This window comes from Leucobacter luti, from assembly GCF_019464495.1.
Classification (GTDB): Bacteria; Actinomycetota; Actinomycetes; order Actinomycetales; family Microbacteriaceae; genus Leucobacter; species Leucobacter luti_A.
This window is the reverse complement of the sequence record NZ_CP080492.1, coordinates 710017-731144: the sequence shown is the minus strand read 5'-3', so window position 1 is coordinate 731144 and position 21128 is coordinate 710017. Positions and strand designations below refer to the sequence as shown.

Genomic DNA, 21128 nt, shown 5'->3' with positions numbered 1-21128 from the left:
GCGGCACACCGGCTGCTGCGAACGAGTGACACGCCGTCTGCTGAACGCCGAGCCAGCGAAACCACGAAGGAGAACCCATGATCGACGATCGGCCACCGCTCGCGAGCGGCGCGCTGGACCGTGACGCGGCGACCCGAGCAACCCCGAACTGCTCGACGCCGCCTGGCGTGAACCGGGCACGCGCGTGCTGATGATGCGCGGGGTCGAGATCCCCGTTGTTGCGGGCTCGCAGCCGCTGCGGCTTGCACTCCGTCCCGCAGTGGGGGAACGTCCGGCCCCCACTGCCGACGCGCCAGCGGGCTACGTCTACCTCGGACGTATGGCTGGAACGGCGGTGTTCGCCGCCGCTGAGCAGGACGCAGCCGTGGCAAGCGGCGTTCCGCCAGTTACCTGGGTCCACCCGTTTGCGACCGTCCACGAGCTGGAAGACACCGAGCGCGAGCTTGTCGCGGTTGCCTCCGCACTGCTCCGCTGGCACGAAGCTGCGGCGTTCTCTCCGCGCGACGGCCAGCCGACCGAGGTCGTTCTCGGCGGTTGGGGACGGCGCGACACCCACGGGGGAGAGCTGTTTCCTCGCACCGATCCAGCGGTCATCGTGCTCATTGAACACGAGGACCGGATTTTGCTCGGCTCAAACGCGCTCTGGGAGGACGGCCGCTTCTCCTTGCTTGCGGGCTTTGTCGAAGCCGGTGAAGCGCTGGAGCAGACTGTGGCGCGAGAGGTGTTTGAGGAAGCTGGGGTGCGGCTCGACAACATACGATATGTGACTTCACAGCCCTGGCCCTTCCCGCGCTCGCTGATGCTTGGGTTCCGCGCCACGTTGGCAGCGGGATCGGACCCAGAAGATCTCTGCCCCGACCCGGAGGAAATCTCTGAGCTGCGGTGGTTTTCCCGTGATCAGCTGCGCCATCCTGAGCCGGGAATCGTGTTACCGACGGCGGTGTCGATCGCGCGCTGGTTGATCGACCGCTGGGTTGCCGAGGGCGACACCGGTGGCCACTGAGGCAGAGCTTGTCCTGGCCGGGCTCGATCCCGAACAGCGACTGATTGCAGAGCATCTTCGTGGCCCGATCTCCGTCCTCGCCGGGGCAGGAACCGGCAAGACCCGGGCCATCACGCACCGGATCGCCTACGGTGTGCGCACAGGGGTCTACGCCCCGGAGCGCGTACTCGCGGTGACCTTTACCCGCAAGGCTGCAGGAGAACTCCAGGGGCGGCTCCGTGCTCTTGGCGCTGACGGCGTGCGTGCGCAGACGTTCCATGGCGCCGCCCTGTCGCAACTCGGTCATTTCTGGCCCGATGTAATCGGCGGGAGTGCGCCGCAGATTCTGCCAGGGAAGGTTGCTGCGCTCTCGCAGACCGTCGAGGCAGCCGGCATGCGGCTCGGCGGGGAAGCCCTGCGTGATCTGGCCGCCGAGATCGAGTGGCGAAAGACGTCGATGTTGAGCATCGATGACTACGCGGCCCGTATTGACCAGCGACCGATCCCCACAGGCCTGACGCCCGAGCAGTTGATTGATCTGCACACTCGCTACGCCGGGCTGCTTGAAGAACGCCGCCAGATCGATTTTGAAGACGTGCTCGTATTACTCACGGGCATGCTCGAGAGCGAGCCCCGGGTGGCACTGCAAGTGCGGGAGCGCTACCGCTTCTTCACTGTCGACGAGTATCAGGACGTTTCGCCACTGCAGCACGCACTGCTCAAGGTGTGGCTGGGGGATCGCGATGATGTCTGTGTCGTCGGCGACGCGAGTCAGACGATCTACTCCTTCGCCGGTGCATCGAGCTCCTATCTCTTGCGGTTCGGTGTGGAACACCCCAACGCGCGTCAGGTGCGATTGGAACGCAACTATCGCTCCGTGGAGCCGATCGTGCGGATGGCAAACCGGTTGATGCGGGATCGGCCAGGTGCGCTGACGCTGACGGCAATGCGTGCCACGCAGGATCCGGCACCGGAAGTCGGGGCGCCGCTCACCTCGGCCACCCCCTGGCCAAACGCCAGGCCAGGCCCGGGGCGAAGCCTCCGACCCAGACGGGGCCAGCTGCACCCACTTTCGAATGGTTCGCGAGCGAGGGCGACGAAGCGCAGGCCGTCGCGGGCTCGATTGCGGCCGCGATCCAGACGGGCACCCCGGCTTCCGAGATCGCCGTGTTGTATCGCACCAATGCCCAGTCGGCCAGGTTCGAAGATGCCCTGCGTAAGCGTGGCGTTGGCGTGCGAGTGCACGGTGCTCAGCGTTTTTTCGAACGGGCAGATGTGCGTCAGGCCGTAATGCTGATCCGTGGAGAAGCAAAGGTGGCCCACGACCGCCCACTGTTCCAGATCGTGAGCGACGCGCTTCGCGCGGGCGGCTGGTCAACTCGACCTCCGGAGGGTGCTGCAGAACGCGACAAGTGGGAAGCCCTGAGCTCGCTGCTTTCCCTCGTCGACGAGATGCCGCCCGGAGCCGGTATCAGGGAGTTCAGCGAAGAACTGCTCGCGCGACAACGCACACAGCATGAACCGACAGTAGATGCCGTCACGCTGAGCGCGGTGCACGCTGCGAAGGGGCTGGAATGGTCGCTCGTGCACGTGGCAGGGCTCAACGAGGGGCAGTTTCCGATTGTCCACGCCGTTGACGAGGCCAGCATTGACGAGGAGCGCAGGCTTGCCTATGTCGCCTTCACGCGGGCGAGGGATATGCTGCGGCTCTCCGGCGTCGCAGGCGGTACGCGTGCGAACCGGCAACCGTCACGCTTCGTGGGAGAGTCCGGTCTCATCTAGCGCGCTGCCACAGGGGCCGGCGGTCCTTGTGGCAGGAGCCAGCACGCGCACTCCCGGTGCGGGTGGACTGCGTGCGTGGCCGGCCAGCCCACCACCCGGCCGGCAGCGACTGGAAAGGTCAGTTCGGTGTGGTGCGGATAGGGATCCCCGCGGCGCCAGGCGACGATCAGTTCAGTGGCTGTCGCCGCCGCAACAATGCTGACCAGGTGGGTCTCGCTGGCGGGTCTCGTGCCAATGAGCTGAGCTGCGATGACGGGAACCGCGCTGTCCCGTTCTAGGACCGCGAGCGTTGCACAGCTCTGACACGGTGCCCCCGGCGGAATGACGAGGGGCCCGACAATGAGCGAGGTGTCCGTGAATCGGATGCGGAGATGCGGTGTACCAGCCATGAGCCAGGTCTGTGCCCGCTCGAGTGGTTCGACAAACCGTTCGGCATAGATGACAAGCTCTGGTGGCTGCGTGCCCTTCGCAAAGTCGCAGAGGCCGGAACCGGAGAGCGTGCCGCTGAGCCCGGGCAGGCGCCGAGCTCCGTCGCTCATCTGGGTCCGGATCGGAAATCCTCGTGGCGGGTGAGTGCGGGGTGTGCTTCCGGCCGCACCCGGTCCGGCATTCGGCGTGGCCTCAGTATCCACTGCGGAGTCCATCGCGGGGCCGGGCATGTAATCCTGTACGGACTCCAGTGCGGGTCCGAGCGCCGCAAGCAACGCGTGTGTCTGCTGTTTCGTCGCGCCAACGGCGCGTGCGTGATCCGTGAGGTCAGATACGGGAAACCCCTCGACGAGTCTGCCAATGAGTCGCTGCTGACTCGGCGTTGGATCGACGACGCGAGCGACTGCGCGGTCGAACCCTACGCGCAGAAGCTCGGTGGTCTCCCAACACACGGGGAGCCCTGGCCGCAGCCGCAGCCACGATTCGGTGGCGGTCGGGGGTGCTGTCTCAGAGACGTGCGGGGTCATGTCAGCAAGTGTGAGCGAAAACCACAGGCCGAGCGCGTCATCCACAAGCAAACAACCCCGGGCGGCAATAGCCAAAAAACCCGGGGCTGTGAGCGAAGTGAGGAAGCGCGATTCGCAGAACGCGCCACCACGGGCAGCGAACTACGGAGTGCGGGGCGTCTCCCCGTCTTCGCCGCCCTCGTGCGGGGGCAATTCGCCGTCGAGGAGCTGCGCGAGTGCTGCGTCAAAATCGTCGGCCTGGGCGTCCACCGCCGCCTCAACCAATCCGAGTCGAGTGAGCACCAGCGTCGGGTCGTCGAGCTCTTCGGACGTTGGCAGGAGATCGGGGTGCGCCCACAAGCCGTCTCGTGTGGCGACGTCACTCCGCTCGGCGATGAGTCGCCACAGTGCCGCGGCCTCGCGAAGCCGGCGCGGACGAAGTTCGAGGCCGGCGAGAGCGGCAAATGCGTGCTCGGCCGGGCCGCCGGTTGCGCGACGTCGGCGAACCATCTCAGCGATGGCATCTGCGCCAGGGATCCGCTTCGCGGCGTCCGCGGTGACCACGTCGACCCAGCCCTCGATCAACGCGAGCATCGTCTCGAGCCTCGCGTGCGCAGCCTCCTGCGCCTCAGTTTTCGGCGGGATCAGCGCGCCGTTCGTGATCAGTTCCTGAATCTGCTCGGGGTGCGCAGGATCGAGATCCCGTGCGAGATCTTCAATGCGATCAGTGTCGATCCGGATCCCTCGCGAGTAGTCGGTGATCGCCGAGAGCAGATGCAGCCTGAGCCACTTCGCGTGTCGGAACAGCCGTGCATGCGCGAGTTCGCGAACGGCGAGGTAGAGTGTCACGGCTTCCGGGTCCTGGTCGAGCCCCTCAGCGAAGGCGGCTGCGCCGCTGGGAAGAAGCGCACCACCCTCTCGGCCCGGCCCCGAAAGCAGCGGAATTCCAATGTCGCCAGCGGAAACAACTTCGCCAGACAGTTTGCCGATGATCGTGCCGAGCTGCACCGCGAAGAGTGCGCCGCCGACACTCTTGAGCATCGGGGCGGCACCCTGGAGCGCGCTGCTGAGCTCTTCCGGCATCTGCGTTTGCAGAGCGTGCATCAGCGCCCCGGTAATGGAATCGGCGACGGGCTCGGCGAGGCCGACCCACGTGTCGACGGTCTGCTGCACCCACTCAATACGGCTGAGCGTGCGCGGGGCGTCCGGGGTTGCGCCGATGTCGGTGACCTCATCGAGCCACAGCGTCGCGACAGGAAACGCCCGCATCGCGGGCGCGGGATCCACCGCGGCGCTGCCGTCCGAGGCCACCTCAATCGCGGTGCGCCTCGTCACCGACCAGTCGATGTCCTCAGTGGGGTTGTGCATGGCGCCTTGCAAGGTCGAGAACAACCCCTGCAGTGTCTGAGGATCGACGGGGATCCCGGCGACTTTCGCGAACTCCGCCGGGTCGAGTGCCGCACTGCCGCCCTCGCCGGAAAGCATCTCGGAGAGGATCCGTTGCAGCTCCTCGAAGTCGTTTCGGCCCTGGTCGTCGGAGCTCTCCTGCTCGTTCGCGCTCATCGCTGCTCCCTCGGTCGTACGTGTCATTCCACGCTACGGCACACTGGTCAGTTCTGCCTGCTAGATTGGCGCACGCTCGTCGATTTCCATTGCGCCGAGTGCGAACAGGGCTGATGCCGAAGACACCAGGGAGTGAGTTGGGCGACTACGGAGATGTCGAGAATTCGAGCGAGGTGGGGCGGGCTCGACGCCGGTCACGCGGATCGCTGCTCATCGCTGCTGCGGCGTGCGCGCTGCTCCTTGCCGCGGTGATTCCGTCACCGTACACAATCGAGCGGCCTGGGCCCGTCGTGAACACGCTCGGGGACGTGCAGATCGAGGGCGAGACGAAGCCAGTGATCTCCATCCCGGACGCCGAAACGTTCCCGACTGACGGAGCACTCAACCTGCTCACAGTCTCGCTCGTGGGCAGCCCCGAACGTCCGGCGAGTTGGCTCTCGCTCGTGCCAGCACTGTTCGACCCGTCGCAGCGGATCGCCCCGCGCACCGACTTCTATCCGGAGGGTAGCTCGCTCAAAGACCGGGAGGCGCAGGGCACTGTGCAAATGCAGTCCTCGCAGGCGCAGGCCGCCGCCGCCGCATTTCGGCAACTGGGGGAGCCGGTTACCGCAGAACTCGCCATTGCCGCAGTCACGGCGGACGGGCCCGCCGATGGTGTGCTGCGCGAGGGTGATGTGCTGCAGCGTGTGAACGGAGAACCCATCGCAGATTTCGCCGAGCTCCGAGCAGCGATCGTCGAGTCGGGTGCGGAACACGAGCTCCGCATCACCGTGCTCCGAGACGACGCTGAAGTGAACCTTACGCTGCGCCCCGCTGTGCCGGAGGGAGGGAAGGATCCACTGATCGGCGCCATCATCACGACGTACTACGAGCTTCCGGCCGAAGTAGACATCAGCCTCTCCGAAATCGGAGGCCCGAGTGCAGGCATGATGTTCGCGCTCGGCATCATTGATCAGCTCACCCCGGGGGCGATGCTCGACGGAAAAGCCGTCAGCGGAACTGGGACGGTATCCGACACGGGGGCCATCGGCGCGATTGGGGGGCTCGAGCAGAAGATCTGGGCCGCGAAACGTGCCGAGAGCGATCTCTTCCTCATGCCGCTCGACAACTGCGGCGATCTTCCGGCCCGTCTCCCCGGCGGGCTCACCGTCGCGCCGGTGGCGACGCTCAGTGAGGCGGTGGCGGCGATCGAGGACACAGTCGCTGGCAAGGAAGTCGCCGGCGTCGAACGCTGCTCCGTAGCAGATCAGTGACACGCGGACCCGGATGATTGTCAGCGCGGAACGGTAGGCTGTTCCGCGGAACCCGCCCGGCACCTTTTGGTGCACCCAGGACAGGAAAGTACTCAGAGACGTGACCGACCAGAACGCAGAAGCTCAGGCCGCCCGTCCGCGCCGTATCTCCCCACTCGCCGCCACCATCATTTTGGTGGTGATCCTGATTCTCGGCTTCCTCGCGGTTGCTGCGGTGACGGCTGAGGTGCTGTGGTTTCGGCAGACCGGATATCTCCCCGTATTGACGACACAGTGGATCGCCGCGGCGGTGATGTTCGTCATCGGTTTCCTCGCAATGGCGGTCCCGCTGTTCTTCGCGATCGACATCGCGTATCGCAAACGGCCCGTCTATGCTCGCCTCACGGCGCAGCTCGACCGCTACCAAGAACTCTTTGAGCCGCTGCGGCGCCTCGTCAAGTGGGGTCTGCCGGCTGTGATCGGCCTCTTCGCTGGTGTCAGCACTGCTGCGCAGTGGCAGAGCGCACTGCTGTGGCTCAACAGCTCTCCGACGGGCGAGAAAGACGCCCAGTTCGGGTTTGATATCTCGTTCTTCCTCTTTGACCTTCCGATGCTCCAGGGCATCGTGAGCTTCGCCTCAGCGGTCACCATGATTGCTCTCCTCGCAGGCGTCGCCACAAGCTACCTGTACGGTGGCATTGCGTTCGCGGGCCGCGACGTGCGTGTCTCGAAGTCCACTCGGATCCAGGCGGCCGTCTTGGCGACGGTGTATCTGTTGCTGCAGGCTGTGAGCCTCTGGCTGGATCAGTACCGCTCCCTCACGAACACCACCGGTCTCCGCACCGGCGCAATGTTCCAGGATGTCCACGCTGTGATCCCGGGCAAACAGATCCTCGCGGGAATCGCGATCATTGTGGCGATCCTGTTCCTGATCACAGCATTTACCGGCAAATGGCGGCTCCCCGTCGTGGGCACCGCGCTGTTCCTCGTGTCGAGTATCGTGCTCGGCATCGGCTACCCCTGGGCTGTGCAGCAGTTCCAGGTGCGCCCAGACGAGAAGAGTCTGGAGTCCGAATACATCGAGCGCAATATCGCCGCCACCAGGGTGGCGTACGGGATCGATGATGTTGACGTTGAGCGCTACGACGCGGTAACCGACGCTGAGCCGGGTGCACTGCGTGACGATGCTGTAGCGACCGCGAATATTCGTATCATCGACCCCGAGGTCGTCTCGCCGACGTTCTCGCAGCTCGAGCAGATCCGCCAGTACTACCAGTTCCCGACGTCGCTGAGCGTTGACCGCTATGAGATCGACGGCCAGGTTGAAGACGCGGTGACTGCGGTGCGTGATATCAACATCACGGACCAGGCTGGCTGGTTCAACCGCACGCTCGTCTACACTCACGGCTACGGTCTTGTCGGGGCATACGGCAACCAGCGCTCGCCAGGCGGCGAGCCGGTGTTCCTTGAAAACGGAATCCCCACGAGTGGCAAGCTCGGCAAGTTTGAGCCCCGTGTGTACTTCGGCATGAATTCGCCGACCTACTCCATCGTTGGCGGAGAACGGACCAAGTCGATCGAGCTGGACTTCCCGGCCGATGCAGAGAGCGGCGCAGAAGCCACGGCGGATGATCCGACGCCCGCCGATCCCGCAGCTGATGATGCTGCTGCTGCCGGCGAAGCTGAAGTGGTGGACGAGCCGGCTGAGGGTGGGCGTCAGAACATGACGACCTTCGCTGGCGACGGTGGCCCGGAGCTCGGCAATATCTTCACGAAGCTGATCTACGCGCTGAAGTTCCAGGACATGGAGGTACTCCTCTCCGGTGCCGTGGTCGACGGATCGCAGATCCTCTACGACCGCAACCCGGTGGAACGCGTGCAGAAAGTTGCGCCGTACCTCACCCTCGACAAAGCACCGTATGCGTCCGTGGTTGACGGCCGGATCGTCTGGATCATTGACGGGTACACGACCTCGGACAACTACCCATACTCCGAGTCCAAGGACATGAACGCCCTCACAGTTGACGCATCGAGCGGCGCGCGTGACCCAATGCCGAAGCCGATCAACTACATCCGCAACTCTGTCAAAGCGACCGTTGACGCTTATGACGGCAAGGTATCGCTCTATGCGTGGGATTCCGAGGATCCGCTGCTGAAGTCGTGGGGCAAGATTTTCCCCGGCACACTCAAAGATGTTTCGGAGATGAGCGGACAGCTGCTCAGCCACGTCCGCTACCCGGCTGACATGTTCAAGGTGCAGCGCGCCATGCTCGGTGAGTACCACGTTACCGACGCAGATGCGTTCTACTCGGCAGAGGATCGCTGGCGCACGCCGAACGATCCGGTATCGACCGCCACGGCCGACGCCACGAAGCTCGCTCAGCCTCCGTACTACCTGACGCTTGCGGCAGGGGCAGATGCTGATCCGAACTTCTCGATCTACTCGACCTACATCCCAGACGCCAGTGGCGAGGGTCAGCGCGATATCCTCACCGGGTATCTCGCGGCGAACTCGAACGCCGGCTCGAAGGACGGCACTGTTTCGGAGGACTACGGCACGCTGAAGCTGCTCACCCTGCCGAAGAGCAACTCGATCCCCGGTCCCGGCCAGGTGCAGAACAGCTTCACGACCGATTCGAAGGTCTCAAACCTGCTGAACATCCTGCGCCAGGGTGAGAGCAAGGTCATCAGCGGGAACCTGCTGACGCTGCCGGTTGGCGGCGGCCTGCTCTACGTGCAGCCTGTGTACGTGAAGGCGTCCTCCGGTACGAGCTTCCCGATCCTACAGAAGGTGCTGGTTTCGTTCGGCGATGAAATCGCGTTCGAGGACACACTCGATGCAGCGTTGGACGAGCTATTCGGCGGCAACTCGGGCGCGAACGCCGGCGACGGTGATGTGCCGATCGTTCCTGGTGATGACGCGGGGACGGGGGACACCGGCGATTCGGGCGCATCGGACGGTGGCTCTTCGGATCCGCTGTCACCGGTGCTGCAGGAAATGCAGCAGGCCATCCAGGATCGTGACAAGGCGATGAAGGACGGCGACTGGACTGCGTACGGTGAGGCGGATGAGCGCCTCCGCGATGCGTTGGAGAACGCGCTGCAGGGCAGCTAGCACTCAGGCGGGAATACAGCGGCCCGGCACACGATTCGAGGATCGAGTGCCGGGCCGCTGTGTGTGTATTGGTGTGTGTTGGTGTGGGTCTGGGTCTGGGTCTGGGTCTGGGTCTGTGTCTGGGTCTGGGTCTGTATGTGTTGGCGCTGGTGTTGGCGCCGGTGCTCGTACCGGTGCCGGTGTTGGTGCCGTTACCGGTGCCGGTGTTGGTGCCGCTACCGGTGCCGGCGTGTGTGTGTGTTGGCGTTGGTGATCCGGCTAGCGTTTCGGCCAGTGCCAGGCGGGCCCCTCGAACCGGAGCTGCCCTTCTATGTGGGTGTCTCCGCCGGGTTTCAGTAGTTTGATCTGTTTCGATTCGTCGGCGAGCGCGCGCACGAGCGGTTCGGCGTGGGTGACCACGATGATCTGGCTCTCACGCGCCGCATTGATGATCAATCTTGCCAGGGCCGGGAGGAGGCTCGGGTGCAGGCTGCCCTCTGGCTCGTTGAGCACGAGGAGCTCGGGCGGGCGGGGAGTGAGGAGTGCCGTGGCCAGCAGGATGAAGCGGAGCGTGCCATCGGAGAGTTCAGCTGCGCTGACCGAGCGTTTGAGTTCCGGCTGGTGGAAGCACACGCGCCCGATCCCGAAGTCGTCGCCCTCGAGTGTCACAGAGGCACCGTCGAACGCATCGGAGATCGCACGTTGCAGCCTGTCCCCGTCGCCGATGCCGAGCACAGTTGCGAGCGCACCCGGCAGGTTTCCCCCGAGGGGGTCAAGAACCGGGGTGAAGCTCACCGGGCCCGGCCGGCGCGCGGGGGCATCGGGGTCGGTTCTGAGATGATCGTAGAACCGCCATCGGCGCGCCGATTCTCGCAGCGCAAAGAGCTCAGGCGTCTCCGTCGGCGACGCGAGTGTCGCGAGCATGGATTCGCTCTCTCGCACGCGCCAATCACTCACCGCGAGCGCGCCTGCGTCGTTCCTGAGCCGGACTGCGAGCGAGCGGCGCTCAGCGAAAATGGCGGAAGGGCGAAGGATCGGGCCGTGCCACGCGGTTTCGTTCTTGACCTCAGGATCCAGGACTCGCGAGACACCCGGCACGCTGAGGGCTGGCAGTTGCGGAAGCCCCAGGTCGATCGCGTACGAGAGGTCGTCTGTCGCGATCCCGAGGCGGAGTGCGACGGGTTTCGAAGTGTCTCGGTCGCCGGCGTAGAGAGCGCTGCGGAGCCCGCCTTCTGCCACCAGAGAGTTGAGGGCACCCTCGCGAATCACGTCGGCGAGGAGCCGCAGAGCGCGATATACGTTTGATTTCCCGGTGCCATTCGCGCCAGTGACCACGGTGAGTTGGGCAAGATCGAGCGTGACCTCACGCAGTGAGCGGTAGTTCTCAATGGCCAGAGTCCGGATCATGCCACCACTGTATTGCGGGCCTCTGACATTGTGCGATGTGGGTGGGTGCGACGTGTGAGCCCCTGTCTGACGCTGGAGCGCGTGCTGGGTATCTCGGCAGCGCTCATTCTCGCGCAGGGGGCTCTGCCGCTGGATAGGGGTTCGTTTCGTTGCGCAAGTGCGCCACCAGCTACTGCTGCGCCACGTCCGCTCGGGTGTGAGCGCGTTCGCCATGTGGGCCAAAGAGGCTCAGCACCTCAGCGGGCTCTGAGCCGGTGCTCCCGAACCAGTGGGGCTCGCCCGTATCGAATTCGGCGACTTCGCCAGTACCGAGTTCGAGATCACGGTCGCCGAGCACGAGGCGCAGCCGTCCGCTGAGCACATACAGCCACTCGTAGCCGTCATGGGCTTTCGGATCAGGAACGCTGGCCTGTGCGGGGATCACGATTTTCCAGGCGTGTTGCCCGCCAGAGTGCTGTGTGAGTGGCACCACCACGCGTCCGTTGACGAGCCGCGGACGCAGTCGGATACGAGGATCGCCTGTGGGCGGAGCCCCCACGAGTTCGTCGAGCGGCACCCGATACACCTGTGAGAGCGGAAGAAGGAGCTCAAGGCTCGGACGGCGTTGGCCCGTTTCCAACCGGGAAAGTGTGCTTTTCGAGACGTCGGTGAGCGCCGAGAGCTCTGACAGGCTCATGCCGCGTTGTTCACGAAGCAGGCGCAGCCTGGGGGCGACTCTGTCCAGGGCGTCAGCGACGACGTTCGGAAGTGTAGTCATATGCTGAACTTCATCACACTGTCCCCAAATCAGCAACGAGTATTGCTGAAATCGCACCACATTGCGCAAGCTGAAGGCGTGAATGCCGCATCGAACCACAGCCCGCAAGCTGCGCCCAGCTCGCCTCCCCACTCGCCGGTGCCCCACGTGCCGACTCGGCAGCAGCTGCGAGCCAAGAGGCGCAGTATTGCGGGGTTGACCCTTGCAGCCCTGCTCGCCGCTCTCGGTACGAGCATCGCGAACGTGGCGCTGCCCTCGCTCGCACGCGAGTTCGCCGTCGCACCGGCCCAAGCTCAGTGGGTGGTCCTCTCCTACCTGCTGACGATGACGGCAACAGCAGTACAGGTCGGGCGCCTCGGTGACCGGCTCGGGCGACAACGCACACTTGTGATGGGGATGGGTGTTTTTCTCATTGCCACACTCGCGTGTGCAGCGGCACCCTCTTTCGCGACTCTCATCGGCGCACGAGCGGTCCAGGGGGTGGGAGCCGCGGTCCTTGTTGCGCTCCCGCTGGCACTCGCACGTGATCTGGGAGGCACCACGCGCCTCGGCGCCTTCATGGGTGCGCTGGGCGCCGCCGCCGCAGTCGGCACCTCGCTCGGACCCGCTGCGGGCGGTCTCCTGCTTGAACTCTGGGGGTGGCAGTCGATGTTCTATGGAGTGGTCCCCGTGGGGCTTGCAGCACTTGCGCTCCTGAGTCGTCCGCTTGCACTCGCTCTGCCGGACACGGGGACGCCGGGTTCGAGCGCAATTGTCCGCGGTCCTGTTCGCTTGGGAACGCTCGGGCTGCTCCGCGACTGGCCCTTCACTGCGGCGCTCATTATGAATCTGCTCGTGGCAACCGTGATGATGAGCACGCTCATCGTGGGCCCCTTCTTTCTCGCAGCAGGACTGGGGCTCTCAGTTGGGTCCATCGGCCTTGCAATGGCGCTCGGCCCTGCGGTCGCGGCAGTCTCGGGGGTGTTCGCTGGTCGAGTCGTCGATCGACGAGGGGCGACATGGAGCACCGCAGTGGGCCTGGGGATCATGGTTGCGGGAATGCTCGCACTTGTCTCATTGCCCATGCTGCTTGGCCTCGCGGGGTATCTCATCGCCCTGGTCATATTGACTCCCGGCTACCAGCTCTTCCTCGCGGCAAACAACACTGCGGCGCTGATGAAGGCGAGTCGCGAGACCCGTGGCGCAGCGTCTGGACTGCTGAGTCTGTCGCGCAACTTGGGTTTGATCGCAGGAGCCTCAGTTATGGGTGCGCTGTACGGAGCAGTGTTCGACGATGTCGTCGCATCAGGGGGAGGGGCGACCGGAGCCGCGTTCGGAGGGGCCCAGATGGCCTTCGCGCTGGGGGCCGGTTTCGTGGGGCTTGCGCTTGCCGTCGCCTGGAGTGGCGCTCGCACAACGCGGCTCGCTACGGGAGAAGTGCGGTGACATGATCTCGTGCACCAGGCTGCGGCCATCATCTGCTCGGAAGAAACTGAGGCGGGGCGCAGCCCGCGTCACCTCAGACGCAGCGAGCTGACACCGTTCGGTGCCACCTGTAGGCCCCCGTAGATGAGTCGGCGTGCCATACCGCTTCGTGCGAAACGAATTGCCCGCGGGCAGGCAGTGGCGGTTTCGCACACTCGGTGCTTCATGCAATTGCTCGCAAAAAAGCACCCGGTCCCACTTCATGTGGGCCCGGGTGCCGTGGCGGTGCAACGACCGCATTTCAGTTGCGGGGGCAGGATTTGAACCTACGACCTCCGGGTTATGAGCCCGGCGAGCTACCGAACTGCTCCACCCCGCGATACGTTTATTAGCCTACAGGGTGCACCCTGGAGGCAGCGAACTGGCGGGTTTGGGGGCGTGTTGCGGCCCGCGCTATCTTCGTCCACAGGTGGATCCAGAACGCTTTCTCACGCCAACTATCGAAGCTCGAGGCACGAGTACTGCTGCTCAGGCATGAGCCCGGGGGAGCGAGGCCCGAGCCGAGCATCGGCGTCCGGAGCGCAGGCGAGTGGACTCGAGCCGAAATGTGAGCGCGCGCAGGGAAAGCGAAAGGCCCCTGATCTTGGAACGAATTCCAGATCAGGGGCCTTTCTCATGGTTGCGGGGGCAGGATTTGAACCTACGACCTCCGGGTTATGAGCCCGGCGAGCTACCGAACTGCTCCACCCCGCGGCACATCAATTACTGTAGCACGACCGTTCAGAGAGCACGAATCGAGGCCGCTTTCCGTCTGTGGATGGCGTGTCGCGCTGGCCCTCGGAGCAGCCCATCATCGGTGGACAAGCTCCGCACGAGGTGGGGCCCGCGCACCACTCAGGTGCTGGATCGAAGGGAAAAGCTGTGACAGGTGTGCAGTGCCGGAGCAGTGGTGCGACTTGGTTCCAATGGCGAGAACGAACGCGTCTCTGCCCCCGCGATACGTCCCGGTGGCAATGGTGCAAGCGGGAGAAACAGCGCCGGGCTCGGACGAGACGACTGGTGTGCGGAGCGCTGATCGGAGTCGTGATGATGACCGGGGGAATCGTGGCGGATGAGCGGCCCGCTACTGCCGTTCCTCGCGGAGAGGCCGTCACCTTTCCCGGAGGACTCACGATCTCGAACTACGTGATGCCGAACGGCACACGCGCCTATTGCATCGAGATCCAGCTGGGGGAGCCGTCGGGGTACATGTCTGAGGCGGGGAGAGTGCGCGAAATGCCTGGCCGGTCGGGCAAGTTCCATTCCTGGGGTGACGTGAATGGAATGCGCCAGATCAACTACCTCATGGATGGACCTGGTCAGCGCAAAGACGCATGGACCGCCGCAGCAGTGCAGCTCACGATCTGGCGCATGCGCGAGAATTTCAAAGCCGGAAACCCGTTCCTCAATGCGAAGATCGACACGCTCCAGAGGTCGGCCAAAGGCCGCGCGCTGATCGCTGCGTCCGACGCACTAACCACCGAGGCTCGGAGAGAAGCGAAAGCGCCAGGGAGTCCCCAAAAGGTCACGGGCAAGCTCGTCATTGCCCCAGACCCCGCGGGCAAAGCGGGGAAATACCGAGTGGCATACCCCGCGGGCACCCGCGACCTCTCGGTACGTGGCGGCGTGTTTCTCCGGACCGGCACAGCGACGGTCGATGTTGCCGATACCGGCGCAAGCGCACGATATGTCCAAGCCGTGCCTGGTGCTCGGAAGATTGAGGTCACCGGTTCCTGGCGTACCCAGGGCACACGAGGCTGGGAACCAATCATCGATATATACAACACCTCGACTGCGAGCGGAGCGGTCGGGCAGCGACTTGCAGTTGCCACTGGTCGCTCGAATGGCACCCATGCCCGAGGTCGATTCGACACCGTGGCTCGGACCATCCCGCCGCCGTTCGCGGATCCCGATGCTGCCTCGCAGGCCCAAGCATCTGCGGAGATTGGCGGCACGATGCGTGACACCCTCATCGTGACCGAAATGCAAGACACTCGCGCCAGAATCTGGCCTAACGCTGTCGCGGACTTCACTGCGTACCTGGAGCCCGTCGCCGGCAGCGTGAAATATGGTCCGGATTGGGAACCGTTGTTGGGTGAGCCGCACATGGTGCAGGCGCGGGATCCTGAGACGCAGGAGCTGCTGTGGACCGAACTGCCGGGCCGGGGTCCAATTCCCGGCGGTTCTGGGGCCAGCGATGGTACCGGCGACTCAGTAGAAGGGGACGACGGAGCGCCTGGAGGCGCGGTCGGCGATGAGGGCGGCGACGCAAGCGTTCGCACCGGAGACGGGTCGCCTCCTCGGCGCGAGCCCCTCATGGAAGAGCGGCGCGAACCGCTGGTGTGGTCCGCGGAGGAGATCGCCAATATGAGCGCCGCGCAGCGCTGTGTTGCACAGCCCGTGTATCGCGAAGGCGGGATTGTGGTCTCGCGCGTCGGGGAATACCACACGAAGCCAGTCACGGTGCGCTCAGCGGGCACGGTGAACTGGGTGGAGCGAATCCGTTCTGGTGGGCGCACTGTGCATCAGGGCAAGTGCGGCGCCGCGAATGAGCGCACCGCAATTGAACAGCCCGGCGTGACCACGGCTGCTGTTGCGTCAGTGATGCTGGGTGAGGTGGTGACCGATGTTGCAACCGTCACTGGGCGTTTTGCCCCGAACGCCAGCTACAGCCTGCGTTTCGAAGCGTATCGTGCCGCGGAATCTGAGGTAGGCGAGCCTCTGTGCGCTCCGGGGAACCGGATCTTCCGCTCTGAGCGATTGCCCGTAGAAGGCCCGGGAGAGGTTACGTCCCCAGGGTTTGTCGCGCGGTGGGAGCACGGCACACAGATTTGGTGGGTAGAAACCCTCTACTGGGAAACTCCTGCCGGGCCAAAAGCGTTGCACCGAGGGGCGTGTGGGCTCGAAACCGAAACGAGTGTGGTTGGCCGGCCAGAAGTGTCGACCCTCGCACCCGAAACTGCCGTCGTGGGCGATCGCATTGGCGATACTGCGATGGTGACGGGTGATGTGAAGAGTTCTTCGGACGCGCGGTGGGAACTCACCTTTGCTGCCTACCGCGGCCCGACCGCGTCGCACGAGACTCCGGGCTCAGAGGTCGTGGGGCAAGCGCTTGAACCGGCGGAACTGGACGATAACCCGGGGAAGGCCGATAGTCCGGGGAAAAAGAGCCTGAACGAGGACCAAAACAACGAGGTGCCGTTGTGCACCCCGGAGAATCTTCTGTTTGAAACGGCGGCAACACCGGTCACCGGCCCGGGGAAGTATCGTTCTGAGGAACACACGGTGCCATTCGACTGGATTGGCACGGTGTGGTGGGTGGAGACGCTCTGGCTCATTGAAGGTGAGGAGCGGATCCCCGTAAGCGTCGGCGAGTGCGGGGCCGTCGACGAGACCACGGTGATCAGCGGGCCCGAGCTCAGCACGCGGGCAAGTGCGGTGGCCGCGATCGGGGAAGCGATGGAAGATGTTGCGGAGATCACCGGGGAACTGTCGCAGCGTGATGGCGTCTCCCACGAGCTGGTGTTCGAGGGGTACCGAGGCGTAGCCAGCGAAGGCGCGACCTCCGCTGCGCTCTGCGTCCCCGAGAATGAGATCTTCAAGACCGACCCGATCGCTATCACCCAGGCAGGCGAATACACCTCGTCAGAGGTGACCGCTCTTCCCGAGTATGGGGACACGGTGTGGTGGGTGGCAGTGCTGCTGCAGCGCAGCGAGGGCAACGTCGTTGAACTCGCTCGCGGCACGTGCGGTGACCCCAGCGAGACCACGACGATCCAGCCGCCGCGTGTGCGCACGGAATCCGCGGGAACCGTGACTCTGGGAGAGGAACTGTACGACGCGGCGATTGTGGAGGGGCGTCTCGGGAAGCGTGCGGGGGTGAGTTTTCGAGTCACCTTCACTGCGTACGCTGAAGGCGCCGACGGGGTGCTCGCCTGCGTGCCAGATCGCGTGATCGAGTCCCTCTCAGACTTCGAGGGAGTGCCTGTCTCGGGACCAGGAAGGTACACCTCGAAACGGACAGTGACAACAGCTGAACACGTCGGGGCAGGGGGCTTTGTGGAGACGCTGCTGATGCGCGAAAACGATCAGGACTACATCGTCCACGTCGGCGAGTGCGGCGCCGCGAGTGAGCGCTTTACAGTCAGTGCCATACCGCCGGTGGAGACCCGCCCCGAGTCCCCAGATCGTCCGGCGCTGCCGCCGGCTCCGCTCGCCATGACCGGAGGAGCAGTCATACTTCCCGCGTTGCTCGGAGCAGGCCTGTTGCTGCTCCTGGGGCTGGCGATCGGCTGGGGCGTGATCGTGCGTCGGGAGTCACAGCGGAAGGAAGAGTAGCGCGGTGGCGGGGCCGGCAGAGCGGCGGAGTTCTGCCGGGCTCGCGGCCGTGATCGAAGGCCCGGGGCTCAGGACCGCCCAGAAGTTCCTACCGCCACGGCGTGGGGTTGGGACTTCTCGTTCCTCCAGCGCCTCCCTCTCCCTGCAATCGAGCCGCGACGCCCCAGGCTGTTGGCTGCCGGCGACCGCGCTCTGGGGATCCTGGTTCCTGCGGTGCGGTCGCCGGAGCGATCAACGCAGCGCGCACTCGGTGGCGCGCGCGTGGCTCTTTCGGAGCTCTCGACACTGCTCGGGTGAGCGGTGCAGGTGGTGTCGCTTCCGCTCAGTAGGATCGAGGCGAATGAATCTCCAGCTGACGTGCAGAGTCCACTTACGGAATTCATAGACTGCCTCGCCAAGCTGGAGCCATAAGAAGGGAGCTCACATGACCACCACCCCAGAGCACCAGAATACTGACCGCGAAGATGCGCCGAAGCAGCCCGTTGAGGGTCGCGCTGAAGCAGCGTTCCCCGCGGAAGCCTCAAATACGGGCGGAGCATCGAACGATCAGCTTCCTGCCGCCCCGCAGGTGCCTGAGTTTCTTGCGCCCGAAGCAGTGCAGCCTCCTGCGCCGCACCACACAGAAGCAGCCGCGCCTGCTGCAGCGGCACACCCTGCCGCAGCGGCACACCCTGCCGCAGCGGCACACCCTGCCGCACCAGCAGCGCAGGTAGCGCCTGCAGCAGCCGCAACAACGCCCCCGGTGGCTCCGACATTTACTGCTCCTTCGGCGGCGGCGCCAACCTCGGATGCCGCTGCGGCTCAGGCTCAGGCACCGCAGCACGTTCCGGGCAGCGCCCACCCACAGAATGCGGGATACGAGGCCGCGGCTCCCGGCAGCCAGCCCGCCCATCAGCCAACGGCCAACCAGCCGACTGTCCAGCTGGGTGATGTCTCCCAGGCTCCCGGTGCGGCTCACGGCGTTGCCCCCGGCACTCCGCACAACATGGGCGCCACGCCAGGACAGCACCATGACGCAAGCCAGCCCGGCGCGGCGTTTGGTGCGGCCCCCACAGCCCAGGCGACCAAAGACAACCACCCGAAGAGTCGCACGGGCGCGCTGCTCGCCGGACTTGCGATTGGCGCGCTCTTAGGCGGAGTCGTCGGCGGCGGCGTCGCTGCGGTTGTGGCCTCGAACGTGTCGCCGCAGAGCGTAGCGCAGGGCAACAGCGCAATCACACTGAACAACGCAGAGAACGCGACTGCGATCTCGGGCGTTGCCGCGGTGGCTACGCCAAGCGTCGTCACCCTCGAAGTAGCAAGTTCTACGGCCAGCGGCTCAGGCTCCGGCGTGATCTACAGCGAAGACGGCTACATCGTCACCAACGCTCACGTCGTCACTCTTGACGGTGCAGCGCTCGAGGGCGCAACGGTTCGCGTGAAGCTCAGTGACGGTCGAATCCTTGATGGCAATGTCGTTGGTGTCGACCCGTACGCAGACCTCGCGGTGGTGAAGGTCGACGCAACCGGCCTTCCTGCGATCAAAGTCGCGGATTCGGACAAGCTTGATGTCGGTGACCTCACCGTCGCGATCGGTGCCCCGCTGAACCTTGCGAACACGGTCACGAGCGGAGTCGTCAGCGCGCTGAACCGTGGGATCTCAGTGGGCAGCCCCTTGATCCCGCAGGATCAGGCACAGCAGCCAGACGGTCAGGGAGACCAGGGGAGTGAGCCGAGCAATCCTTGGGACTTCCGTTTCGGTCTCCCCGACGGGAGCGAGCAGCAGCAACAACAGCAGCAGCAGACCACCGGCGGCTCTGTGACGCTGCCCGTGATCCAGACTGACGCCTCGATCAACCCTGGCAACTCAGGTGGAGCACTGCTGAACGGCTCAGGAGAACTGATCGGAATCAACGTGGCGATCGCGTCTGCCTCGGCCTCAAGCGGTACCGCAGGAAGTAACGGGCTTGGCTTCGCGATCCCCTCGAACCTCGCAGCGCGTGTTGCTGACGCGATCATCGCAGGCGAGCAGCCGTCCCACGGCTTGCTCGGGGCCTCGGTCGCTGATTCGAGCCAGGACGACGATGAAGACGCGAACCACGCAGGTGGCCTCCTCGTGGACGTCACGAAGGATGGCGCGGCGGCGAAGGCCGGTCTCAAAGCCGGCGATGTCATCACCGCAGTTGACGGCGTCTCGGCAGTGGATGGTACATCTGTCTCCGCTCTGATCCGTATGCATGAGGGCGGCAGCAAAATCACCATCGACTACACACGCGGCGGCAAGCCGGGGCAGGTCGAAGCAACGCTCGGCAACCTCGAATGGTAACTCGCACCTAGGCTGGCGCTTCCGCCACCCAAAGTCACAGTTCTCTGCCACGCCGCGGAGGTGATCCCACGGGAAGGGATCACCTCCGCGGCGTTCTGCCGTCTCCATCCTCTACAGTGGTGAGCGATGAGTACCGCTGGCTTTACCTTCGCGCAGGGCAATCTCTCAAAATTGCTCGCCATCCCCAAATACCTGCTTTCGATTCTGTTCTCCTGGTGCGTGCCTCGGGACGGGAACCGGTGGGTGTTCGGCAGCGGAATCGGAGTGGGGGAGGGCGCGCTCGCCGTCGCCCGTGCGCTGCGCGATCAGGACAGTGACGCCGAGATCGCCTGGCTCGTGAGCAGCGAGCGTGAAGCAGACGATGCGCGCGCGGCCGGGTTCACCCCAGTGCTCCGCACCGGGTGGGCCGGATACATGAGCACCCTGCGCGCTGGTCAGATCGTCGTCACCCACGGACTCGGTGACGTCAACAGGTTCGGAATCCGCGGTGCACGTGTGATCCAACTCTGGCATGGCGCCCCGCTCAAACGGCTTCACCTCGACTCCCCGGTCACCACGACCGTGCGCGGTCCGGCGCCGGTGCGAGCTCTGCTGCGCAAAATGTACCTTGCAGGCGCGCAGGAGGTCGACCTCTATGTTGCGGGCTCCCCGCTCGCAGCAGACCGACTGCGATCGGCATTCCGAGTTGCTCCGGGCAAAGTGCGCGTGCTCGGCGACCCCGCGACGACGTACTGGCCCAGCACGCCGCTGACCCCGAGAGCAGCGCTGCAGCGCGCACGGCCCTCGACACTGCTCTCGAAGCTGGTGGTCGCATTGCCGCGAGCCCGACCATCATCCTCTATGCACCCACCTGGCGAGACGGTGCACCGGATCCCGCGGTACCGAGCGCCACAGAAGCTGCGCAGATCACTGCAGAACTCGAACGCCTCGATGCGCATCTACTGATCCGTTCCCATCCACTTGGCCTCGGAGGGTACGACGGCCTGCTCGGGGAACGAGTACACCTGGCCGGTGCTGATCTGATCAGGGATATTACGCCCGTGCTCGGTGGAATTGACCTTCTTGTCACTGACTACTCTTCGATCGCTCTCGACTACTCCCTGCTCGGGCGACCGATTGTCTGGTTCGCGCCGGATCTGGCACGCTACACGTCGAGTCGTGGCCTGTACGAACCCCTTGAAGTGACGAGCGGAGGTCGCGTCGAACAGGACTGGGCCGGCACGCTGCGTCGTCTGACCGAGCTGCTGTCGAGCGCGACTGTCCGCCGTGCTGCGGAGAGCGAAACGCGCG

At 64.9% G+C, this 21128-nt stretch carries 11 protein-coding genes, 2 tRNA genes and 3 pseudogenes; 10 read left to right on the top strand and 6 right to left on the bottom strand.

Annotated elements, in window-relative coordinates; genetic code table 11:
• Positions 1-190: 190 nt before the first annotated feature.
• From nudC to K1X41_RS15330, 4 genes and pseudogenes are all read left to right on the top strand, one after another.
• Entirely contained in the window at positions 191-1003 is an 813-nt protein-coding gene (gene nudC, locus K1X41_RS03295; RefSeq protein ID WP_258566624.1) for an NAD(+) diphosphatase, read from the top strand.
• Positions 993-1748: pseudogene (locus tag K1X41_RS15340) on the top strand (UvrD-helicase domain-containing protein); the annotation flags it as partial. The gene nudC and the pseudogene K1X41_RS15340, both read left to right, overlap by 11 nt.
• A pseudogene (locus tag K1X41_RS15915) lies at positions 1733-2227 on the top strand (hypothetical protein); the annotation flags it as partial. The pseudogenes K1X41_RS15340 and K1X41_RS15915, both read left to right, overlap by 16 nt.
• 69 nt (positions 2228-2296) lie before the next feature.
• Positions 2297-2764 (top strand): 3'-5' exonuclease, encoded by a 468-nt coding sequence (locus tag K1X41_RS15330; RefSeq protein WP_258566623.1) that lies wholly within the window; start codon positions 2297-2299, stop codon positions 2762-2764.
• On the opposite strand, the gene K1X41_RS03285 is transcribed toward K1X41_RS15330, so the two are convergent.
• The gene (locus tag K1X41_RS03285; protein ID WP_220175313.1) at positions 2761-3720 is read right to left on the bottom strand and encodes a hypothetical protein; all 960 of its coding nucleotides are present in this window, start codon (positions 3718-3720) and stop codon (positions 2761-2763) included. The two genes, K1X41_RS15330 and K1X41_RS03285, sit on opposite strands and share 4 nt — an antisense overlap.
• A 141-nt stretch (positions 3721-3861) precedes the next feature.
• The gene (locus tag K1X41_RS03280) at positions 3862-5262 is read right to left on the bottom strand and encodes a zinc-dependent metalloprotease (protein WP_132205088.1); all 1401 of its coding nucleotides are present in this window, start codon (positions 5260-5262) and stop codon (positions 3862-3864) included.
• Positions 5263-5375: 113 nt separating this feature from the next.
• Between K1X41_RS03280 and K1X41_RS03275 the strand changes: the two genes are divergently transcribed.
• Entirely contained in the window at positions 5376-6515 is a 1140-nt protein-coding gene (locus K1X41_RS03275; RefSeq protein WP_133617894.1) for a YlbL family protein, read from the top strand.
• A gap of 100 nt (positions 6516-6615) precedes the next feature.
• A complete protein-coding gene (locus tag K1X41_RS03270; RefSeq protein WP_220175312.1) occupies positions 6616-9609 on the top strand; it encodes a UPF0182 family membrane protein in 2994 nt (997 codons plus the stop codon).
• Between the two features lie 258 nt (positions 9610-9867).
• Here K1X41_RS03270 and K1X41_RS03265 read toward each other — a convergent pair whose 3' ends face one another.
• Both K1X41_RS03265 and K1X41_RS03260 read right to left on the bottom strand, forming a co-directional pair.
• The gene (locus K1X41_RS03265) at positions 9868-10995 is read right to left on the bottom strand and encodes an AAA family ATPase (protein ID WP_220175311.1); all 1128 of its coding nucleotides are present in this window, start codon (positions 10993-10995) and stop codon (positions 9868-9870) included.
• Positions 10996-11164: 169 nt separating this feature from the next.
• Positions 11165-11752, bottom strand: coding sequence for a helix-turn-helix domain-containing protein (locus K1X41_RS03260; protein ID WP_133617891.1), 588 nt, complete (start codon positions 11750-11752; stop codon positions 11165-11167).
• 195 nt (positions 11753-11947) lie between these two features.
• Here K1X41_RS03260 and K1X41_RS03255 point away from each other — a divergent pair, with 195 nt between their 5' ends.
• Positions 11948-13177, top strand: a complete 1230-nt coding sequence (locus K1X41_RS03255) for an MFS transporter (RefSeq protein ID WP_220175310.1) — start codon at positions 11948-11950, stop codon at positions 13175-13177.
• Positions 13178-13461: 284 nt separating this feature from the next.
• On the opposite strand, the gene K1X41_RS03250 is transcribed toward K1X41_RS03255, so the two are convergent.
• Both K1X41_RS03250 and K1X41_RS03245 read right to left on the bottom strand, forming a co-directional pair.
• A tRNA-Met gene (locus K1X41_RS03250) sits at positions 13462-13535 on the bottom strand.
• 297 nt (positions 13536-13832) lie between these two features.
• Positions 13833-13909, bottom strand: a tRNA-Met gene (locus K1X41_RS03245).
• A 333-nt stretch (positions 13910-14242) separates the two neighbouring features.
• On the opposite strand from K1X41_RS03245, the gene K1X41_RS03240 reads away from it, so the two are divergent.
• The 3 genes and pseudogenes from K1X41_RS03240 to K1X41_RS16075 all read left to right on the top strand — a co-directional run.
• Positions 14243-17533: a hypothetical protein gene (locus K1X41_RS03240; protein ID WP_220175309.1), complete on the top strand. Its 3291-nt coding sequence runs from the start codon at positions 14243-14245 to the stop codon at positions 17531-17533.
• A gap of 424 nt (positions 17534-17957) precedes the next feature.
• Complete coding sequence (locus K1X41_RS03235) at positions 17958-19838, top strand: S1C family serine protease (RefSeq protein ID WP_258566622.1); 1881 nt, start codon at positions 17958-17960, stop codon at positions 19836-19838.
• A 126-nt stretch (positions 19839-19964) separates the two neighbouring features.
• Positions 19965-21127, top strand: a pseudogene (locus K1X41_RS16075) (CDP-glycerol glycerophosphotransferase family protein); the annotation flags it as partial.
• Position 21128: the final 1 nt, after the last annotated feature.

Bases quoted from the DNA above. Each gene is read 5' to 3' on its own strand.
- K1X41_RS03280 (WP_132205088.1), bottom strand. From the start codon at position 5,262: ATGAGCGCGAACGAGCAGGAGAGCTCCGACGACCAGGGCCGAAACGAC.
- K1X41_RS03260 (WP_133617891.1), bottom strand. From the start codon at position 11,752: ATGACTACACTTCCGAACGTCGTCGCTGACGCCCTGGACAGAGTCGCC.
- K1X41_RS03265 (WP_220175311.1), bottom strand. From the start codon at position 10,995: ATGATCCGGACTCTGGCCATTGAGAACTACCGCTCACTGCGTGAGGTC.
- nudC (WP_258566624.1), top strand. From the start codon at position 191: ATGATGCGCGGGGTCGAGATCCCCGTTGTTGCGGGCTCGCAGCCGCTG.
- K1X41_RS03240 (WP_220175309.1), top strand. From the start codon at position 14,243: ATGATGACCGGGGGAATCGTGGCGGATGAGCGGCCCGCTACTGCCGTT.
- K1X41_RS03285 (WP_220175313.1), bottom strand. From the start codon at position 3,720: ATGACCCCGCACGTCTCTGAGACAGCACCCCCGACCGCCACCGAATCG.
- K1X41_RS03235 (WP_258566622.1), top strand. From the start codon at position 17,958: ATGACCACCACCCCAGAGCACCAGAATACTGACCGCGAAGATGCGCCG.
- K1X41_RS03275 (WP_133617894.1), top strand. From the start codon at position 5,376: ATGCCGAAGACACCAGGGAGTGAGTTGGGCGACTACGGAGATGTCGAG.